Raw genomic sequence first — 17948 nt, forward strand, 5'->3', positions numbered from 1 at the left:
GAGCCGCTGTTCAAATTCGGTTATTCCGAAATCCATCAGAAGGCCTGAGGGGATCCGTGCCGGACGTAACTCGGGCCGTTGGCGGCCCCCGGAGCGTCGTCAACATGTTGCTGTGCTGCCATGGCCGCTGCTTCGCGTGCCGTGTCGCTCATCTGCTTATCGCCCTGGACCAGGGCGAGAGTGGCGTCTGCCACGGCATCGACGGCCACCATCGTCCGCCCTCCGGCGGAACGTATCGTCCGTTTCTGCATCATGATGGAGAACGTGGCCAGCTCTGTGGCGATGGGCGGAGCTTTGCAGGCGTCGGCAAGGCTGACCATGCTCGCGTCAGCAGCCATCAGGAGGTCGTTGAACTCGACCGCCATTGTCTGGACCTCGTTCAGGATCGCAATTACTGCGTCAGGGGCCACCTCGAAGTTTCCGTCCGCGGTACCACCGGGCGTAGTGCCGGATACGGGGGCAGTGCTCTGCCCACTCAGATCAAACTTCATTTATGTCCCCCACCTGCAGTGTTTGCTATACCGGGGACATAAAACCCGATGGGGCGGCAAGACGCAATAGTACTAACACACCCCACCGATGATTTAGCTGGCTAGAAAGAGGCTTTCTGCGCACCCCATGGTTCGGGCGGCAACGGGACGCGGAAACCGCCTCTGGGAGCATGAGGGGGTTGGAATCGCCGATGTGCCCCGCACATCCAAGAGGGACTCAGGCCTGGCCCTGGCCCACTGGGCCAGAAAGCCTACTTAAACTTCCTCACTGTTCTAAATGCTTGCGCTCCGCTATGTCGCCTTTCCGTGCGGATACGAGTGACGCCAAGAGCCGCTGCGCGTTTTGGGGCGAGCGAAGCAGATAGTTAGTTTCCATCAAGGAGTCATACGCGTCTTTGGACATCAATACTGCGGACCCGCGCTCCGCCACGATCTCGATGTCTGTTCGGTCCAGGTTGACCTGTTCGATGAGACGGGTCAGATCACGGCGGGCTTCCGCTGCTGTTATAGCCATTACTGCCTCCCGGTTATACGTGACATGTTATGGCTCACGAGGGAATACCTCCATGGTTTTCGTGTCGTGGCTGAGGACCATCCGTCATCCAGGGGGTATTCCGACCGCAAACGATCCGAGGGTAACTGCCGCAGGCCAAGGGCTCGGCGCCCCTGGAGCCGCGTCGTTCCGATGTTCCTCGCCATGCTCTACGACGGAATCCCCTACAAAGGGGACACCCTAACGCTGCGCGGATGACGCAACGCATCACTAATGATTCTTACGTGCGAGGGAGGCCGAACCTTCTACGAGGATATGTTTTCTGGGCTAGGGTAACCTGCTTGGACCAGAAGCTGTCCTTATCTTCTCCGACCTTCATATTGCCGTTCTTCAGGGCGAGATCGAAAAACCCAGGACCGGGTGAGTTCATATCGATGTAATGGACGACCGCGCTGAGGACCAGTTCCGGGTGCGTCACCTGGTCTCGCTCAACAATTTGGCCTAGCAGGTAACCCATCGCAGCTCTTTCCGATTGTTGATTGAAATCGAAACCGGAGAATCCATCGACCTTATGGCTTAGCTCCCTGTTTAGGTCCGTATAGGTCGTCATGTCCTCTCTGCGGCACACATCGATTAGGATTTCGTGCCCGGCCCCGATCAGGTCTTCCCATAGCTCTTCAGTTTGTCCGTAGTGCATCCCAGCCCCTCTCTACCAGTATCAGTTCATCGCCAAGCTTATTCTCCCTGCCCACGTTTCATGGGAGATAGAGTCCGGGCGTAGGCACTAGTAGCCTGGGGGCTGCTTTCTGGAAGGCAGCGCCAGTATGGTTCTCTAGTTTTGCCCGGTTCTGCATCACGGCGAAAAGACGACGGACAACATCGCATGCTGCGTAGGTGGCGAGAAGGATTGCTTGCGCATCAGATGTGAGCCGGCCCTTTACGATTTTTGAAACGCCATCGTCTCGGGCTTCCATCATGGTAAGGAACCCCGTAATCCAATTCCGCCCGTGGGTGGCACCGGAGCACATTTGCCACATCAGGACGGGCACACTGCCCAGCTCAAAAGCCTCGCAGGCCCTCTGGAGCATTTTCAAAGAACCGGGAGGGTTTGCTGTAATCCCGTCCTTCCTCATGCGGTTCTTCTCGATGACTGCGTCAAAGCGTTGGTAGCGGGCTGTGAGGTCCTTCTCGGGGGCCCCAATTGTTTGATAGGCGTGACGCAACTCCCTGAGGTTCACCCATTCCTGCTTCAGCGATCTGACTGCTATAACTCTTGGGTCCGGATCCGTCAGAATCCACAAGGCGGTTGATGCGCTTTCGAGAGCGGAACGAATCACCGAGAAAGGAGCAAAGATGTGTTGAGACTGGGCTTCCTGCATCAACGTTCGAAGAGCATGAAGGTGGTCCACCGCAGTTAGTCGAAGGTATGCCACTGCATGGGAGGCTTGAAATGGATCCGAGAGCTCGTCTGCGATACCCAGGGGTGATTGAGCGTGAACAGGGTGGGTTCCGCCCACCGCAGCATGCCATTCCTCGATCTCTCTGAAGAGTTTGCTTAGCTGGCGCCATGCTTCCTGATCCTCTTCCGTAGTTCTGGTGCGCAGAATAGAACTAGCCCGCGCCTTATGGCGGTTCGGATATTGGGCCATCACCCTAGCGTCCAGACTGAATCGGCGATAAAGAGTGGCGCGACTGACACCGATGTCTCTGCCAATGTGCTGAGCCATTGACAAGCTCTAGCTCTGTGGGGCCTTCTTTGACATCTGCTACGGTCTTCCTTGCGTCCTCTGCATTGAGGTACCCCGCACTGTAGCCCTTGACCGTCAGGCCGGCTGCCGCAGTTTCCATCTTCTCCCGATGGGACTCAGCTAGGGCCGTCTCCGGTTCCACCCTAGATCTCGGGCGCTCCCGGCGGGCGCTTGGCCCAGAACTATCGCTCGTCTGGGGAGGATGCGCCATAACCTCGGTCCTTGACCGTATATAAGCACTTCTAAAGCTCCCCCATAGTCCCATGTTTCGACTGTATATGAATGCGGTGAACAACGGTTGGACACCAGCAGACCCTCGCAGACCGACCGGGGCTCGATCTGAAAAGCCAGGTTGAGAGTACCGTCTAAGGGGTATTTCTCTGCTCGTAATATAATCTCGCTGCGATCGTTCCTGGCGCGGGCATCCCATCGGCTAGCCAGCGTTCCAGCTGATCCCGTTCTTCATCTTCAACTGAGGAGATCGCGCCCCTTCGGATGTCTGCCTCGATGCGGTCGCTGAAACTCTTCTCCATGGTCTGTCTCCAACCGGGTTCCGGTAAGCGGATGAAGGGATAAAGGGAGAATGACACCACACGTACGCCTCGGCAACCGTGCCGACAATCTATTGTGCTTGGTGCACCGTCTTCCTCAAGAGGCGCCGCCGGACTGGGCGGGTCGTCCCATTTCCTAGCTTCGTTTCTCTGTTTTTTGCGCTACAGATGCCTGACTTCGGCCGTTGGTGCTTCATTCTGGTGCCGACTGGAGCCCTCGGACCGGCCTACGTGGCGGAATGCTATACGGACCTGGTCGCCCGCGGCAGGACTGCTCCTAATCCGACGGGCTCCGGTCCGGATCCTGAACGTGCTGTGCGGCGTCGCGTGCACAGGTAACCCACATCATAATGTCGGTTATGGTGTGGGCCGTGAAATGGCCAGACCGCCTGCTCAAACGACTGCGGATTTCCCCGCACGGCCGCCGGGCAGCACCTCCCATAGCTTGGGAGCGATTTGAGGGCCGCCATGGCTAACTTGAATTCGACGGGAAGCAAGGCGCGGACGCTGCCCCGACTACACTCTCAACTCAGAAGAACCACCCTCCCCGCCCGCACTTCAGGAGTTGACGATGGATGACGAGATTGAGCTGATTAGTGACGGCGAGGGCTTGGCCGTCATCGGGACCCGGAGGGCTGTCGAGCGCTTCCTCGACGCGGCGGGGTTGCTGTCCTTGTCGAAGGATCTCGGATTGCACCGGCTCGGATCTCTACTACACGCCGGGGCTGGAGTCGCAGAGGCAGCCTTCGAGGTTGCTGCGAACTCAGGGCTATACCTAAAGCTGACCAAGGAGTCTGCCAAGTTGGTGAGAGAGTCGGGGCTGATGGAGACCGCGACGCCGGGCATCAGCCATGTGATGCTGGGGAAACCGGGTTCCATCAGTAAGTGGATCCAGGTTGAGAACGGCCCGGGATCGCTTCTGACCAACCCGGCGTTGCTTTCTGGTACCGCAGGGATCATGGCGCAGTTCGCGCGGCAACAAGAGATGAATGAATTCAAGGTATATCTCGACAGGATCGACACAAAGATCGACAACGTGCTCAGCAACCAGAGGTACGAGAAGGTGGCAGATGTGAAGGGGGCTGGGCGTGACATCGAGTCCGCCATGCGTGTCCTGGAGAAGCTAAACCGAGCGGACGATGATACGTGGTCGACGGTGCAGGGCAGGCAAGCAACGATCACAAATGCCCAGGAGTGGGCGTTGCTTCAGCTCGCTGCTCTCGCGAACAGAATTGAGAGTACGACCAAGATCGGTGATCTCGCAAAGTCCGCCAACGATGCAGCGTCCGAAGTTCGGGAGTTGCTCGCAGTTGTGGCCCGATGCTTCGAACTACAGGACATGCTCGACTTCCTAAGACTGGAGCGGATGCTGGACGCATCTCCTGCTGATCTGGATGGGCTCCGGCTCGCGCTGAAGGATGACCGTCAGGAGCGGCGTGAAGACATCTTGCGGATCACCGAGGAATTGATGACTCGGATGGATGCGGCTGCCGGCACCGCCAAATCGAATGTGCTGTTCCACCTGCCCGCGCACCGGGCTGTGGTGGGCTCGATCAACCATGTCGGAATCGCCGTCGATGACTTCCACGGTCCGCTCGGAATCGAGTCCGATCGAGATTCGTTGAAGGCAACCCGCTGGTGGGACGCGGCCCGGGAAGCGGAGCAATGGAAGACCGCGGGAGCGGAAGCGGGGCGCAAAGCGCTCGGCGTGGGGGTGGCAGCAGGAGTGGTCCTCGCCGTCAGTGCAGCTACGAACGCAACGAAAAAGAGTTGAGTGCGCCACGTGACAGGTTGAACCAACAGTGAAAAACTTGATCCCCGCCGCTGGCTCGTGAAACTGACAAAGGGTGCGAGGTGACCCATGGCGCCTTGGCACGCCCAGGAGTGCGGGCGGCGGACGCCTCCCCTTTTCCGGCTAGTAGCTTGCGAAACCTCGGCGTCTCCTAATAAGCGCGGTGGGTGCTCGTCCGTGTGCTCACCCGGAGATCGCTTGGTCGGTTCTACATCGCCCCGCAGGCATGAAGCGCCACCAGTCGCTCTTCGGACTTACGTCTCCCAATTTCTGGGCAACGTTGAGGCTGCGGCTTCCCGGCGCCGGTCGGTCGTTTTCCATCTGGCCTCCTTAGCCGACGAGACCGCGACGGAGGCTGGGCTTGTCCAGTGCTGATCGGCACCTCTAGACCCCGTCTCTGGGGCTACGATCTGACTCCGTGGTCGACTTGGACGGTCCCTCGGCAGTCGTTGCGCTTCCTTCCCTGAAATCCTTCATGATCTCGGCCATTTCAACGGCATGGGAGGGGCGATTGAAGACCTCCCGCACCACTTGGTAGTAGGGCTTATCAGATCCTGATCGCGCTGCATGAAGGTAGATGAGTCCGACTATAAGTGGGAATAGGCACCCAAACGTGAAGCCGTTGACGGGTTTGCTCGATCCCGCCTGGATGAGAAGACTGGGAAGGCCCACAAGTCCAAAGGTGCCTACCAAAAAGAAGGTCCAGCCGCGTCCCCTCTTCGCCCACAGGGGACTGTCGCTAAATTTGCGTGTGTGCTCGACGATGCCTGCGACCATGCCCGTCGCCGCGGCGATTGCAAAGAACTCGATCCAGAACGGATTCACGGTTTCCCCAATTTTTCGTTAGTCCGATGAACGTACAGCGACAAAACCATTATTGTAACTCCGCCGAGATGCGTCAGGCTCCTGCTCGTCCGTGGCGAGCCGCGTCAAAGCGAGCCAACTCAAGTCGAGACCTCCATAGATGAGTCACATAGGCCAACGCGAGCGGCGGGACCGTCGGGTCTCGGGGGAGGGCGCGTTTTAATGGGCGGGGGCGTTACGCGCTTGCTGCGGTTCCCGAAGACGCCTCCGCCAACCCGTAGCAGAACGTCTACCACCCGCAGAGGTTCCTCCTTCTTCTCCGTATAGTGATCACAGCCCAAAAGCCGGACAGCCGGCGGGTAATGGGGTCTGGAGGGCCTCGTCGGTGGACCGCTTCCGGGCTGGAAACGTTGCCAATTCTTTGCCAATCTTCTCTCGAGGACAAAGCAAAATACCCCGATTCCCTTGTAAACAAAGGGAAGTGGGGTCTTTCTTATCTGGCGGTGACGGTGAAATTTGAACCCATTTGCTGCCGGCAACTGATCAAACCTGCTCACAATTTGTCACCCACACTTGCTTGTCACAGTCTCTCCCGAGACAGCTGTCAGATGGGTCAGGCCGGTATTCTTCATCGCCTGCTCCAGGCCCGGATCGAGGCCGCCCCGGTCACCGAGCACCATGCCCGGAAGCAGTCCCTCGACGTCCGCACCGCGGTCTTCGGCCGCCCGGACAAACGCTCCGCGGAGTCCGGCCGTCACGGTGTACCAGCCGCCGGCAGGCGTAACCTCGGGTGGAACGGCAGCCCGCAGCAGGGCAAGGTTCCGGTCCCCTGCCGGAAGAGGCTGAAGGGATCCGGCACTGCTGAACCGGTCCCCCAACCTGATGGAGGCATAATCCACGCCGCCAACAACCAGGAGCGTTGCCGAGGTACCGAACCGATGGCCGTCCGCAGTGCCCGATTCCGCCACGGCGTCAATGAGATAACGCGGCTTTCCCGTAAACCGGTCCGCCGCCGCAGGCCGCGCGTCCGATGCGGCCCGCAGTTCCGCCGTGATGGCGGCTTCTTCGGCAATAAGGCCGGAGATAGGGCCGCCGGTGCGTGCCGCCAAGCTGGCCGTTGCGCCAGCACAGACCAGTGCTGCCGCCGCGGCAGGGACAGCGGCACCTCGCAGGAACGCGGCGACGCCGGGGTGCAGAGGGTTGCTTCCGGCACCGTTAGGTGGCGTCATTCGGGGCGGTTCTGAACGCGTATTGTTTCCCGCCCGGTTACGGACCCGACCACGCGATGCCGTCGGGAGGCTGCCCGATGCTGCCAGAACCAAGAGGACCGCCAGGACAGCGGCCGAGCCTGCCAAAGCCCATCCCGCCGGCGGCGGTAACCGGACCGCGGCAAAGGCTGCGGCCCATACCGTCGCTGCCGCAGGCAGGAGCCGCAGCTCGCGGAGCGGCGACGGCGCGTCAACGGATGCGGTCTCCCGGTTGTCCCAGGCTTCCCGAGCCCTGCCGATCCCAGCACGGGTCCTCTCCCACCGAGTGCCGGCGGTGGCGCCCCGCCCCGCATTCCGCTCCGTGTTCCGCTCCCCGTTGCCCTTTTCCGCGCCGCGCGTTTCCTGCGGAACCGAGGGCTGCGCTTCCGGATCCAATGCCGACGCGACGTACCGTGACCACCTGCTCTTTTCCCGGCTGGACATTCGTCAACTGCTAGACGGTAACCAGCGGGAGCAACGCAGCCATCATCGCTTCCCCGATCCCGGGAACCGCGTCAAGATCTTCGGGCCGGTTGAACCTCCCGTGCTCGGTACGCCACGCGATGATCCGCTCGGCCAGCACCGGACCGACCCTCGGCAGAGTTTGAAGCCGGGCCAAGTCTGCAGTGTTCAGGTTGATACTGCCCGAAGCGCCGTCGGACTGAGCTCCTGAACCAGCCGCGTTGGATGCACCGCCCTCCGCCGCATTTCCTCCCGTGCCGGCAGGGCGCGGCGGGTTCTCCCCGATCCTCGGAACAAGCACCATCGCGCCGTCCTCCGCCAACGCCGCGAGATTCACGCCCGAGAGGTCCGCATCGGCTGCCGTTCCACCGGCGGCTTCAACGGCGTCAACGATCCGGCTGCCCGGCGGCAACCGGACGACGCCGGGGCGCTGCACGGCCCCAGCCACGTGAACCACCGTGGTTGCCGGGCCCCCGCCAGGCTCCCCCGGACCTGCCGGCAAAGCCGAAGGCGACGGGGTAGCGGACGCAGGAGACGAAGCATCCCGCCGGCTGCCGCTGCTTTCAGCGGACGGATCGAAGGCAAATGACGGGTCCGCGGCAGGCGGGGACAGTTCGATGTTGGCCACCGGAACCGGATCTCGGTCCCGGAACAGTACGATCGCTGCTGTGCAGCCCAGCAGCAGACACACCGCCAGCACCGCTGCCGGCAGGGAGAACGCCCAACGGCGCCTCAGTCCGGGGCGGGAATCGCCCGACGGCTCCGCCCCCTGCGGATCAGGGACATGGACGTCCGAGGTGTCCCAACGATGCTGTGCCATTGGACAAAACTAGCTATCGCCACCCGCCGGGGTTCCACGGTGTTGAGGCCGGTGGACGGACCGGAGCGAGCCGCCGCTCAGAAACGGCACTGTTGAGGACGAGACAAACGGCCGCGCATTTCCCGAAGCTACTCCTGACCCGTTGGGGTCCCTCACCGTCCCCAGCTGACCTCACGGTCCAGGACCTCTATTCCTGCCGGGAAGCCGTCAGCGAACCGAGGTGGATCCTGGACGGCGGGACGCTGGTCGTACCCGGGCGCCCCGGCATCCTTGAGTCCATTGCCGAGGGCCCCGGTGCCGTCTGGGGTCCACAGGCGGGCTGCACGAGGGTTGCCATCCCCGAAAGGATATGCTGCGCCAGGGTCCGGTCCGGATGGAACAGAAACTATCGGCCCCTGCATTAATCCGGTCCCGGATTTACTTGAAGATGTTCTTGGATCCTGCATCCATAACAACCTGGCCATTCTGCCAAGCCGGACGGAATTCACTCAGCGACTTTGAGTAACTCTCCAGCGACTCCACGACAACCCCTTCGGGGGTATTGCGAATAACTCCGATGGCAACAGTGAAGACGCTCATACGCTTGGAAGCATTTGCCGAATCGATAGTTACGCTGGTTCCGGAGCCGTTGTCGATTCCCAGCGACACCCCGTACTTACGGAAAGAGCCCATACCATTGGACTGAGCTGAGTAAGCAATGGGAACGACCGCTTCAATTTCGTCGGTCAGCTTGATTTCAATGGTTTCCTGCGCCTTGCCGTTCTGCCCGCGTCCCACGTCGCCAAGATGGCGGACTGCACCGCCGAGCAGTTCCGGTGTGGCAACCGGCTGGGCGTCAGAGCCGAAAGTGGAACAAACCAACTCTGTTCCATCCTTGAGAATGACCAGGGCGTATAGGTCATAGTCGGTGTTGGACGACCATTCGCAGCGGGCCGTAACGACCGGTGTTTTCTCAATGGTGACCCGGTTCCCCTTTTCAAGGGAAATGGCACCGGCTTTTTTTCCAAGGTCTACAGCCGGAGCAGCCGGAGCAGTTTCATTGTTCTTGCCGAATCCAAACGGTGCCATAGCAGTAATCGCTTTCAATCGGGGCAAATTTTCCGCTTACTATAACACCCGATTCTCACGCATCCACCGCAATTTGCGCAGGCTAATTCTTGGCGCCGCCGCCGGAAGTCTTATTGCCCTTGGCCTTGGTCCCGGCGGACTTGGTCCGGGATGCCGAACCTTTGGCCCCCGGTTTCCCGGCTGCGTTGCCGGTACCAGTGCGGCCGCTTTCATCTTCAGCGGCGCTCCCGTCCACCGGCGCATCGCTACCAGCCGGTCCCGCGCCCTGCACGCTCTGCCGGGCAGGATCCGGTGCATCTCCGGCAACCGCTACGGCCAGCACCCCCAGCCCGGCATGCGCGGCCAGGACGGCGGGCAGCGGGCAGATGAGGATCTCCACCTCGGGCACGGCGGCGCCGATGATCCCGGCCAGCCGTTCGGCTTCCGAGGCGTTGCCGAAGTGGTGCACTGCCGCGCGGACCCTCCCGTCGCGTCCGGCAATGTCCTGCTGCACCAGTTCGGCCAGCCGTGCCAGCGCTTTGGGTGCGGTCCTCACCCGTTCCAGCGGAACAACCATGCCGTCGCGGACCACCAGGATCGGCTTCACGGCGAGCAAAGTTCCCAGCCAGCCGGCCGCTGCGCCGATCCGTCCGCCCCGGCGCAGCTGGTCCAGGCTGGGGACGTAAAAGAGGATGGTTGCTTCGGCCGATACCGAGCGGGCGCATGCCGCGACCTCCGCCGCGGAGGAACCGGACCGGGCACTCTCCGTCGCGGCCGCCACGGCAAAACCGAGGCCCATGGCCGCCGTCGCACTGTCGATGACCTCCACCGGAATTTCAGCCGAACGGGCGGCCAGCCGCGCCGAATCCACCGTCCCGGAAAGCTGCCCGGAGAGATGGACGGAGATTATGGACGTGCACCCGGCGGCAGTCAGCTCGCGGTAAGCCGCTTCGAACTGCCCCGGCGCCGGCCGGGAGGTCCGCACTTCGTGGCCCTGTGCCATGGCCAGGGCAAGGGCCGGAATCAGGTCCGCGGATCCTTCGCCGTAGATCTGGTCCCCGATCATCACGGGCATGGGAACCACCCGGACGAAATCAGCGGCGTTGGCCGCTTCCGCCCAGCCAGCCGGCAGTGCCGACGCCGAATCGGTCACCACTCCCACGGACGGCCCGGGGACGGCCGCGGTTTCCCGCTGCCGTCCCCTGGCCCGCGCTGCGAGCCGTTCGAGCCAGTCCATGGTTGTCCGGGCCCTAGGCCGGGACGATGTTGACGAGCTTCGGCGCCCGGACGATCACCGTACGGATACTGCGTCCGTCCAGGAACCGCTGCACTGCGTCGGATGCCAAGGCGGCTTCCCGCAGGTCCTGCTCGCTGATGTCCGCGGCGACCTCGAGCCGGTCGCGGACCTTGCCCTGCACCTGGACAACGGCGGTGACCGTGTCCTGCACCAGCAGGGTTTCATCGACCACGGGCCAGCCGGCGTTTACGACGGAGGCATCGCGGCCCAGCAGGTTCCAGAGATCCTCGGCCGTGTAGGGCGCGAAGAGGCTCAGGATGACGGCGACGGCTTCCGCGGCCTCGCGTACTGCCGGGTCAGCGGGGCCGGCACCGGAGTCGATGGCCTTGCGGGTCGCGTTGACCAGCTCCATCAGCTTGGCTACCACTACGTTGAACTTGTTGTTCTCCAACAGGTCGGTGGCATCGGCAACGGTCCGGTGCGTGAGCGCACGCAGCTTCCGGTCCCCGGCCGAGTAGTCCACGCCGGGTTCGCTGGTGATGTCCTGCCCCAGGCGCCACGCGCGGGCCAGGAACTTGGCGGAGCCCGACGGCGACACATCCGCCCAGTCGACGTCGTCTTCCGGCGGGGAAGCGAAGATCATGGTCAGGCGCACCGCGTCCACACCGTACTTGTCCAGCTGCTGGCCCAGGTCCACACCGTTGCCCAGCGACTTGGACATGGCCTTGCCGCCGTTGAGCACCTGCCCCTGGTTCAGCAGCGAGCTGAACGGCTCGCTGGCTTCCAGCAGCCCCATGTCGTGGACCACCTTGGTGAAGAAACGCGCATAGAGCAGGTGCAGGATCGCGTGTTCAACGCCACCCACGTACTGCCCGACCGGCATCCAGTTCTTCGCCGCTTCGGGATCGAACGGTCCCTCCGTGAAATGCGGGGACACGAAGCGCATGAAGTACCAGGACGAATCCACGAACGTGTCCATGGTGTCGGTATCGCGCCGGGCGGGACCGTCGCACTTCGGGCAGGCCACGTTGACCCACTCCTCCGCGGAGGCCAGCGGAGAGGTGCCCTTCGGAGCCAGCGCTTCGCCGCGCAGCCCGGTGGGCAGCGTGACGGGCAGCTGGTCATCGGGGACCGGAACCTCGCCGCAGTTTTCGCAGTGGATGATCGGGATGGGCGTACCCCAGAAACGCTGCCGGGACAGCAGCCAGTCACGCAGGCGGAAGTTCACGAACTTCTCGCCGGTGCCCTGCTCCTCGAGCATCCGGACGGCGGCGGGAATGGCTTCAGCCTTGGGCAGGCCGTCCAGGGCGCCGGAGTTGATCAGGGTGCCCTCGCCGGTGGTGGCCACACCGCTGACGGCGGGATCCTCTTCACCGGTGTCCAGGACAGCCTTGACGGGCAGGTCGAAAGTCTTGGCGAAGTCCAGGTCACGCTGGTCGTGCGCCGGGACGGCCATGATGGCGCCGGTGCCGTAGTCCGCCAGCACGTAGTCGGCGGCCCAGACGGGCAGCTTCTCACCGTTCAGCGGGTTCACGGCGTACCGGCCGGTGAAGATGCCGGTCTTGACGCGTTCGGTGGACTGGCGCTCGATGTCCGAGAGAGCCTTCACCGATTCGCGGTAGTCCAGCAACGCATCGCGGTTTTCGTCCGTCACCAGGTCCAGCGCCAGCGGGGCATCCGCGGCGACAACAAAGAAGGTTGCCCCGGCCAGGGTGTCCGGGCGGGTGGTGAAGACGGTGACCTGCTCGGCGGGCTTGCCGCCGTCGGCCTCGATGTTGAACCGGACGTGCGCGCCCTCGGAGCGGCCGATCCAGTTTTTCTGCATGGCCAGGACACGCTCGGGCCAGTGGCCCTTGAGCTGCTCCATGTCATCGAGCAGGCGGTCGGCGTAATCGGTGATCTTGAAATACCACTGGTTCAGCGACTTCTTGGTGACCTGGGTTCCGCAGCGTTCGCAGGCACCGTTGACTACCTGTTCGTTGGCCAGCACGGTCTGGTCCTTGGGGCACCAGTTGACCGGGGAATTCTTCCGGTAGGCCAGGCCGCGCTCGTAGAACCGGGTGAACAGCCACTGGGTCCAGCGGTAGTACTCGGGGTCCGAGGTGTGGATCCGGCGGGACCAGTCAACGCTGATGGCGTAGCGCTTGAAGGACTCCGCCTGCGTCTCGATGTTGCGGTAGGTCCAGTCACTGGGGTGCGCGTTGTTCTTGATGGCCGCGTTTTCCGCGGGGAGGCCGAAGGAGTCCCAGCCGATCGGGTGCAGCACGTCGTACCCGCGCTGGCGCCAGTAACGGGCGACGACGTCGCCCATCGCGAACGCTTCGGCGTGGCCCATGTGCAGGTCGCCGGAGGGGTACGGGAACATGTCCAGTACATAGCGTCGTTCGCGCGAGCCGTCGTCGGCAGGGGTGAAAACACCGAGGTCATCCCAGACCTTCGGCCATTTCTGCTCGATGGCCGCGAAACTGTAGACGGCCTCTTCCTGCTGATCAGTCTGTGACTGCGTGCTCACTATGCTTCGCCTCTGTCCTCAAAGAAAATCGATCCGCGCTGCGGGCCGTCGGTAAATCCGGCCCGATAAATTTTTGGGTCCTCCCCAGACACACAAAAGCCCCTCGACAAGCAAGGGGCGGCCGCGCACGGACGGTGCGCGGCTAGCTAAGGAGGAGTACTGCGATCATTTCTCCACTTTACAACAGCACACGGCCCCCGGGGCCAGTGCGTTCGGGTGAGCCGCAGGCAGGATGGACCCCGGCGTATCTTTTGCCCCTTCCCGTGCGTCTACCCGGTAGGACAAAAGCAAAAATGCCATTGTTGTCGCAGGAGCCGCCGGGGCGGCCGAACGGATGGAGCCAGGAATGTCAGTAGCAGCAACAAAGCCGGAACCGGTAAACGTCTCTGCCGGAGAACTCCGGCAGGCCAGACGGAACTTCCTTGTGGCGCTCGAGCCTGTGCGCCCGGCCGTTTACGGTTACTGCCGCAGATTGACCGGCACTGTCTGGGATGCCGAGGACCTGTTGCAGGAAACCCTGGTGAAGGCCCTCTCCGATGCCTCCCAACGGCACGAACCCATCAGCAACGTGCAGGCCTGGCTGATCCGGATCGCCACGAACACCTGGCTGGACACCCTGCGCCGCAGCGGCCGGATAACGGTGCAGGACTTCAGCGAACCGGGCGTCGATCTGCCCTACGACGGCGCGGACCCCCTGGTGTCCCTGGAGGTGGAGTCGGCACTGGGGCATTTGCTGCTGGTCCTGCCTCCCCGGGAACGAGCCTGCGTGGTCCTCAAGGACGTGTTTCACTACTCCCTGGCCGAGATCGCGGAAATGCTGGACACCACCGCCGGGGCGGTAAAGTCCGCGCTTCACCGCGGCCGGGGCACGCTGGCAACAGCCCGGGCGGGAGAACCCGCCGACGACGGCGCTGCCGCCGGGTCCGGGTCCGGCGCCGAAACCAGGTCAACACAGGCCGGCTCACCCCAGCCGGAGGGACACCCGGAACTGCTGCGCCGCCTCGCGGATGCTTTCAACTCCTACGACATTGATGCCATGGTCAGCCTGTTCCTGGCCGGCGGACGCACGGAGGTGATCGGCAACGTCAGCGAAACCGGACACGAGGAAATCCGCACCGGCTCCATGACGCACACCTTCGGGCCGGACGCCGCAGAGCTCTACCGCGCCAGCGTGCACCGCTATGACGGCGAGGACGTGATCCTCCTGTGGGAACGCCCCAAGGATGCGCCGGAAACTCCCGAGGTTGTGGCCGATGTCCTTCGCCTCAGCTGTGCCGTCGGGGAACCGCTGATCGCCGAACTCCGGTGGTACTTCTTCTGCCCGGAAGTCCTGTCCGAGGTGGCCGGCGGCCTGGGACTGCCCTTCAAGACGAACGGGGTTTCCTACTTCTGACGCAAGTCCCGGGCGGCGTCCCGGGCGGCCCGGAACGCGAGGAACGCTTCCCTGCTGGTGCGGGTGGGGGTAAACCCGAACTCCTGCTTCAGGGCGGTGTTGTCCAGCACCGGCCGGTAGCGCAGGAACCTCACCTGCTCCGGCCCGTGGACGGTCAGCCGCAGCAGGTGTCCCAGCCAGAGCGCGGCGGCCAGGACCGGTGCCGGAACCGTGACGGTGCCGCGTCCCAGCAGCCCGGCGATTTCGCGGACGGTCAGGGCCCCGTCTCCGGCCACGTTGAAATTGCCGCTGCGTCCCGTGATGACGGCCTGAACCATAATGCCGGCCACGTCTTCATCCCAGATGAAGACGAACGGAGACTCGCTTCCGGCTACCCGCAGCAGCCTCGGTGCGTCGAAAAGGGCGGTGATCTGGTTGCGGACCCGCTCGCCGAGGATGGTGCCGATCCGGAAGATGGTCTGCTGCAGTTCGGGATGTTCTTCGCGGACCCGGGCCAACTCCTCCTCGACCAGCCGTTTATGCCGGGAATACGCAAACTCGTCATTGCCGCGCAGCGGATCGGTTTCCTTCAGCCACGGGGCGTTGTCCGGGTGGTAACCGTAGGCGGCACCGGAGGAGGAAATGACCACGTGCTTTACTCCGGATGAGATGCAGGCCGCCAGTACATTGCGTGAGCCCACCACGTCCACGGAGAATTCCTGTTCCGGGGTGGTGTGCTTGCCCGGGCTCACGATGGCGGCCAGATGGACCACGGTGTCGATCCGGTGGAACTCCAGCAGCTGGGCCATGTACGGGGAACACACATCGGCCAAGGCGTAGTGCACCCCGTCTATCCTCCTGTCCTCCGCCGGTTCCCGGATGTCGAGGCTGAGGACATAGGAGATTTCGGGATGGTCCGCCAGGCCGGCGACCACCGCGCTGCCCAGGAAGCCGTTGCCGCCGGTGACGCAGACGCGGGTCATCGTGCTGTCTCCCGCGGCTCTGGCTTGGGGGCCGTACTGCGCCGTGCATCCCGCCGACGCCACCAGGCGGCCAGCAGCAGCCCGGCAAGGATGTCCCAGATGCCCCACCAGGCAGCAACCATCGCCATCCCGCCCAGCCCGGCAAAGAAGGTCAGTGTCAGACCCAGCCCGAGTCCGGTATTGCGGGCACCTACTTCGAAGGTAAAGGCCCGCCGGCTGGGTTCGTCCAGCCGCACCGCAGCCGCCGTCCAGTATCCGACAGCCAGTGCCACCGCATCATGCAGCAGCACGACCAGGAAGATGGTGCCCAAATGTTCGCGGAGCGGCCCGAGGTTGCTGGCCGTCCCGGCAACAATGAAAATCAGCAGGGCCAGCAGGCCGATCCGCTGCACCCAGGGCCGCAGGATGTCGGTCACCGCGGGGAAGCGCCGGGCGAGGGGCATGCCGACGGCAAAGGGCACGCCGATGATAAGCAGGACCTGGACCAGCATTTCCCAGCGGTCCAGCGAGAAGTCCCGCATCAGCCCGGCGGTGTCCGGATTCAGTCGCGCCCACAGCGCCACGTTCAGCGGCATCACGGCGATGGCCACTAGGTTGGAGACGGCGGTCATGGAAGCGGACAGGGCGACGTTGCCGTGCGCCCGGTGGGTGAGCACATTCGAAATGCCGCCGGGCGGGCAGCAGGCAACGAGGATCATGCCCAGGGCGATGGAGGCCGGGACCTGCAGGAGGAGCGCAAGCCCCACCGTCACCGCGGGAAGTACCAGGTACTGGGCGCAGATTCCCAGCAGCACGGCCTTCGGGCTGCGTGCCACAGTCCGGAAGTCCGCCGGACGCACCTCGAGGGCAATGCCGAGAATGATGATCGCCAGCACCACGTTCAGGATCAGCAGGGAGGCCGGCGTGAAGTTCAGGACGACGTCGTCGATGGGCATCAGTGGTTCACCTCTTCACGAGCGGCAGCGGCGAGCAGGTCCAGGTGGGCATCGAGTTCGGCACGGTAGGCGTCCTTGTTCACGTAGTAGCTCATCCGGTCCAGGCCCAGATAGCGGTAGCCGCCGGTGACATCCGGGGACTCCCCCGCCAGCAGCTGCCGGAACTCCCCCGCGGCCGCCGGGGAGTGTTTTTGGGCTGCAAGGTAGGCGGCTGCCAGTTCGGCCTGCCGGAACCTTCCCTCCCACCCCAGTCCGGAAGCTTCCACCATGCCGATGACCAGCAGGTTCTCCGCCTGGCGGCTGAAGATGTTCAGGTACAACGACGGCGACGGGCCGTCCCAGCCGAGCAGCGCCGGATCCAAAAACGGATAGTCCAGGGCGTAGCCGGTGGCGAGCAGGAGGAGGTCATACTCCCCCGTGCTGCCGTCCCGGAAGTGCACGGTGTTCCCGTCCAGCCGGGCAATGTCGCCCTTGACCTGCAGGTCCCCGTGTCCCAGATGGTGCAGGATCAGGGAATTCACCACCGGATGGGACTCGTAGATGCGGTAGTCGGGTTTCGGGAAGCCGAAGCGGTGCGGGTCTCCGGTGAATATGCGCAGCAGCCGCTTGTCGAAGAACTGCTTCAGCGGCCGGGGCAGCGGCTTGCCCTGGTTCAGGGTGTCGGTTGGCCGGCCGAAGACGTATTTGGGAATGAAGTAATAACCGCGCCGGACGCTGATGTCGACGGCAGCGGCGTGGTGGACGGCGTCCACGGCAATGTCGCAGCCGCTGTTGCCGGCGCCGACAATCAGCACCCGTTTCCCCGCCAGCTCCCGGGCATCTTTGTACTGTGCGGAATGGCGGACCTCCCCGGCAAACCGGCCGGGCAGGGCGGGCATTGCCGGGGTGTGCAGGGTGCCGGACGCAACGATGACAGCACTGAAACGGCCGCTGCCGTGCCCGTCGGAGCCTTCCCACGAAACCGTCCAGGCGCCGTCGTCGGCCGGAACCGCTGCGGTGACCGACACGCCAAACCGGATGAAGCGGCGCAAACCGAAGTGGTCCGCATAGGCGCGGAAATAGGCGTGCAGGTGGCGGTGCCCGGGATAGTCGGGAGTGTCCCGGGGCATGGGGAACTCGGAAAACTGGGTGGTGGATTTCGAGGAGATCAGGTGCGCCGATTCGTAAACCGTGCTGGCTGGATTCTCGATGTTCCAGAGCCCGCCCACGTCCGTGTGCTGTTCAAAGCCGACAAAGTCCAGTCCCTGTCGGGACAAGGCACGCATGGCGGCAAGGCCACTGGGTCCGGAGCCTATGACGGCGACTGGCAGTTCCGATCGGACGGCGTTTGCTGCGGGAGACACTTCCACCTGTTTCTGTGACCTGCATCACTGTCGATGCTGCCCGAACGCTACCCAAGGGTGGATGTGCCGGTCAAACCGGCTCCGTGTGCAGAGATGCGAAAGGCCCCGGCA

The 17948-nt window shown here is 63.3% G+C and carries 14 protein-coding genes; 2 read left to right on the forward strand and 12 right to left on the reverse strand.

Annotation, left to right across the window (positions count from 1 at the left end):
* Positions 1-35 precede the first annotated feature (35 nt).
* From N2K99_RS09175 to N2K99_RS09190, 4 genes are all read right to left on the reverse strand, one after another.
* Entirely contained in the window at positions 36-491 is a 456-nt protein-coding gene (locus N2K99_RS09175; RefSeq protein WP_227933573.1) for a DUF6507 family protein, read from the reverse strand.
* A gap of 265 nt (positions 492-756) precedes the next feature.
* Positions 757-1005, reverse strand: a complete 249-nt coding sequence (locus N2K99_RS09180) for a type II toxin-antitoxin system Phd/YefM family antitoxin (RefSeq protein ID WP_227933574.1) — start codon at positions 1003-1005, stop codon at positions 757-759.
* 259 nt (positions 1006-1264) lie between these two features.
* The gene (locus N2K99_RS09185) at positions 1265-1681 is read right to left on the reverse strand and encodes a hypothetical protein (RefSeq protein ID WP_227933575.1); all 417 of its coding nucleotides are present in this window, start codon (positions 1679-1681) and stop codon (positions 1265-1267) included.
* 58 nt (positions 1682-1739) lie between these two features.
* Positions 1740-2711, reverse strand: coding sequence for a hypothetical protein (locus N2K99_RS09190; RefSeq protein WP_227933576.1), 972 nt, complete (start codon positions 2709-2711; stop codon positions 1740-1742).
* A 1143-nt stretch (positions 2712-3854) separates the two neighbouring features.
* Between N2K99_RS09190 and N2K99_RS09195 the strand changes: the two genes are divergently transcribed.
* Entirely contained in the window at positions 3855-5057 is a 1203-nt protein-coding gene (locus N2K99_RS09195) for a hypothetical protein (protein ID WP_227933577.1), read from the forward strand.
* A gap of 1385 nt (positions 5058-6442) precedes the next feature.
* Here the strand turns inward: N2K99_RS09195 and N2K99_RS09200 are convergent.
* The 5 genes from N2K99_RS09200 to leuS form a co-directional block, all read right to left on the reverse strand.
* Entirely contained in the window at positions 6443-7108 is a 666-nt protein-coding gene (locus N2K99_RS09200) for a ComEC/Rec2 family competence protein (protein ID WP_227933578.1), read from the reverse strand.
* Between the two features lie 472 nt (positions 7109-7580).
* A complete protein-coding gene (locus N2K99_RS09205; RefSeq protein ID WP_227933579.1) occupies positions 7581-8408 on the reverse strand; it encodes a helix-hairpin-helix domain-containing protein in 828 nt (275 codons plus the stop codon).
* Positions 8409-8825: 417 nt separating this feature from the next.
* Positions 8826-9494: a hypothetical protein gene (locus tag N2K99_RS09210; protein ID WP_227921431.1), complete on the reverse strand. Its 669-nt coding sequence runs from the start codon at positions 9492-9494 to the stop codon at positions 8826-8828.
* A gap of 64 nt (positions 9495-9558) precedes the next feature.
* Positions 9559-10692: a DegV family protein gene (locus tag N2K99_RS09215; RefSeq protein ID WP_227933580.1), complete on the reverse strand. Its 1134-nt coding sequence runs from the start codon at positions 10690-10692 to the stop codon at positions 9559-9561.
* A gap of 13 nt (positions 10693-10705) precedes the next feature.
* Positions 10706-13207 (reverse strand): leucine--tRNA ligase, encoded by a 2502-nt coding sequence (leuS, locus tag N2K99_RS09220; protein ID WP_374200053.1) that lies wholly within the window; start codon positions 13205-13207, stop codon positions 10706-10708.
* Between the two features lie 343 nt (positions 13208-13550).
* Between leuS and N2K99_RS09225 the strand changes: the two genes are divergently transcribed.
* Entirely contained in the window at positions 13551-14597 is a 1047-nt protein-coding gene (locus N2K99_RS09225) for a sigma-70 family RNA polymerase sigma factor (protein ID WP_227921424.1), read from the forward strand.
* On the opposite strand, the gene N2K99_RS09230 is transcribed toward N2K99_RS09225, so the two are convergent.
* From N2K99_RS09230 to N2K99_RS09240, 3 genes are read right to left on the reverse strand one after another with little or no spacing between them, the layout of a single operon-like run.
* The gene (locus tag N2K99_RS09230) at positions 14588-15559 is read right to left on the reverse strand and encodes an SDR family oxidoreductase (RefSeq protein WP_227933582.1); all 972 of its coding nucleotides are present in this window, start codon (positions 15557-15559) and stop codon (positions 14588-14590) included. The genes N2K99_RS09225 and N2K99_RS09230 overlap by 10 nt on opposite strands.
* A complete protein-coding gene (locus N2K99_RS09235) occupies positions 15556-16494 on the reverse strand; it encodes a bile acid:sodium symporter family protein (RefSeq protein WP_227933583.1) in 939 nt (312 codons plus the stop codon). The genes N2K99_RS09230 and N2K99_RS09235 overlap by 4 nt, the downstream gene beginning before the upstream one ends.
* Positions 16494-17759 (reverse strand): NAD(P)/FAD-dependent oxidoreductase, encoded by a 1266-nt coding sequence (locus N2K99_RS09240; RefSeq protein ID WP_231711837.1) that lies wholly within the window; start codon positions 17757-17759, stop codon positions 16494-16496. The genes N2K99_RS09235 and N2K99_RS09240 overlap by 1 nt, the downstream gene beginning before the upstream one ends.
* Between the last annotated feature and the right edge of the window lie 189 nt (positions 17760-17948).

This window comes from Arthrobacter sp. zg-Y1110 (assembly GCF_025244865.1).
In the GTDB taxonomy this organism is placed as follows: domain Bacteria; phylum Actinomycetota; class Actinomycetes; order Actinomycetales; family Micrococcaceae; genus Arthrobacter_B.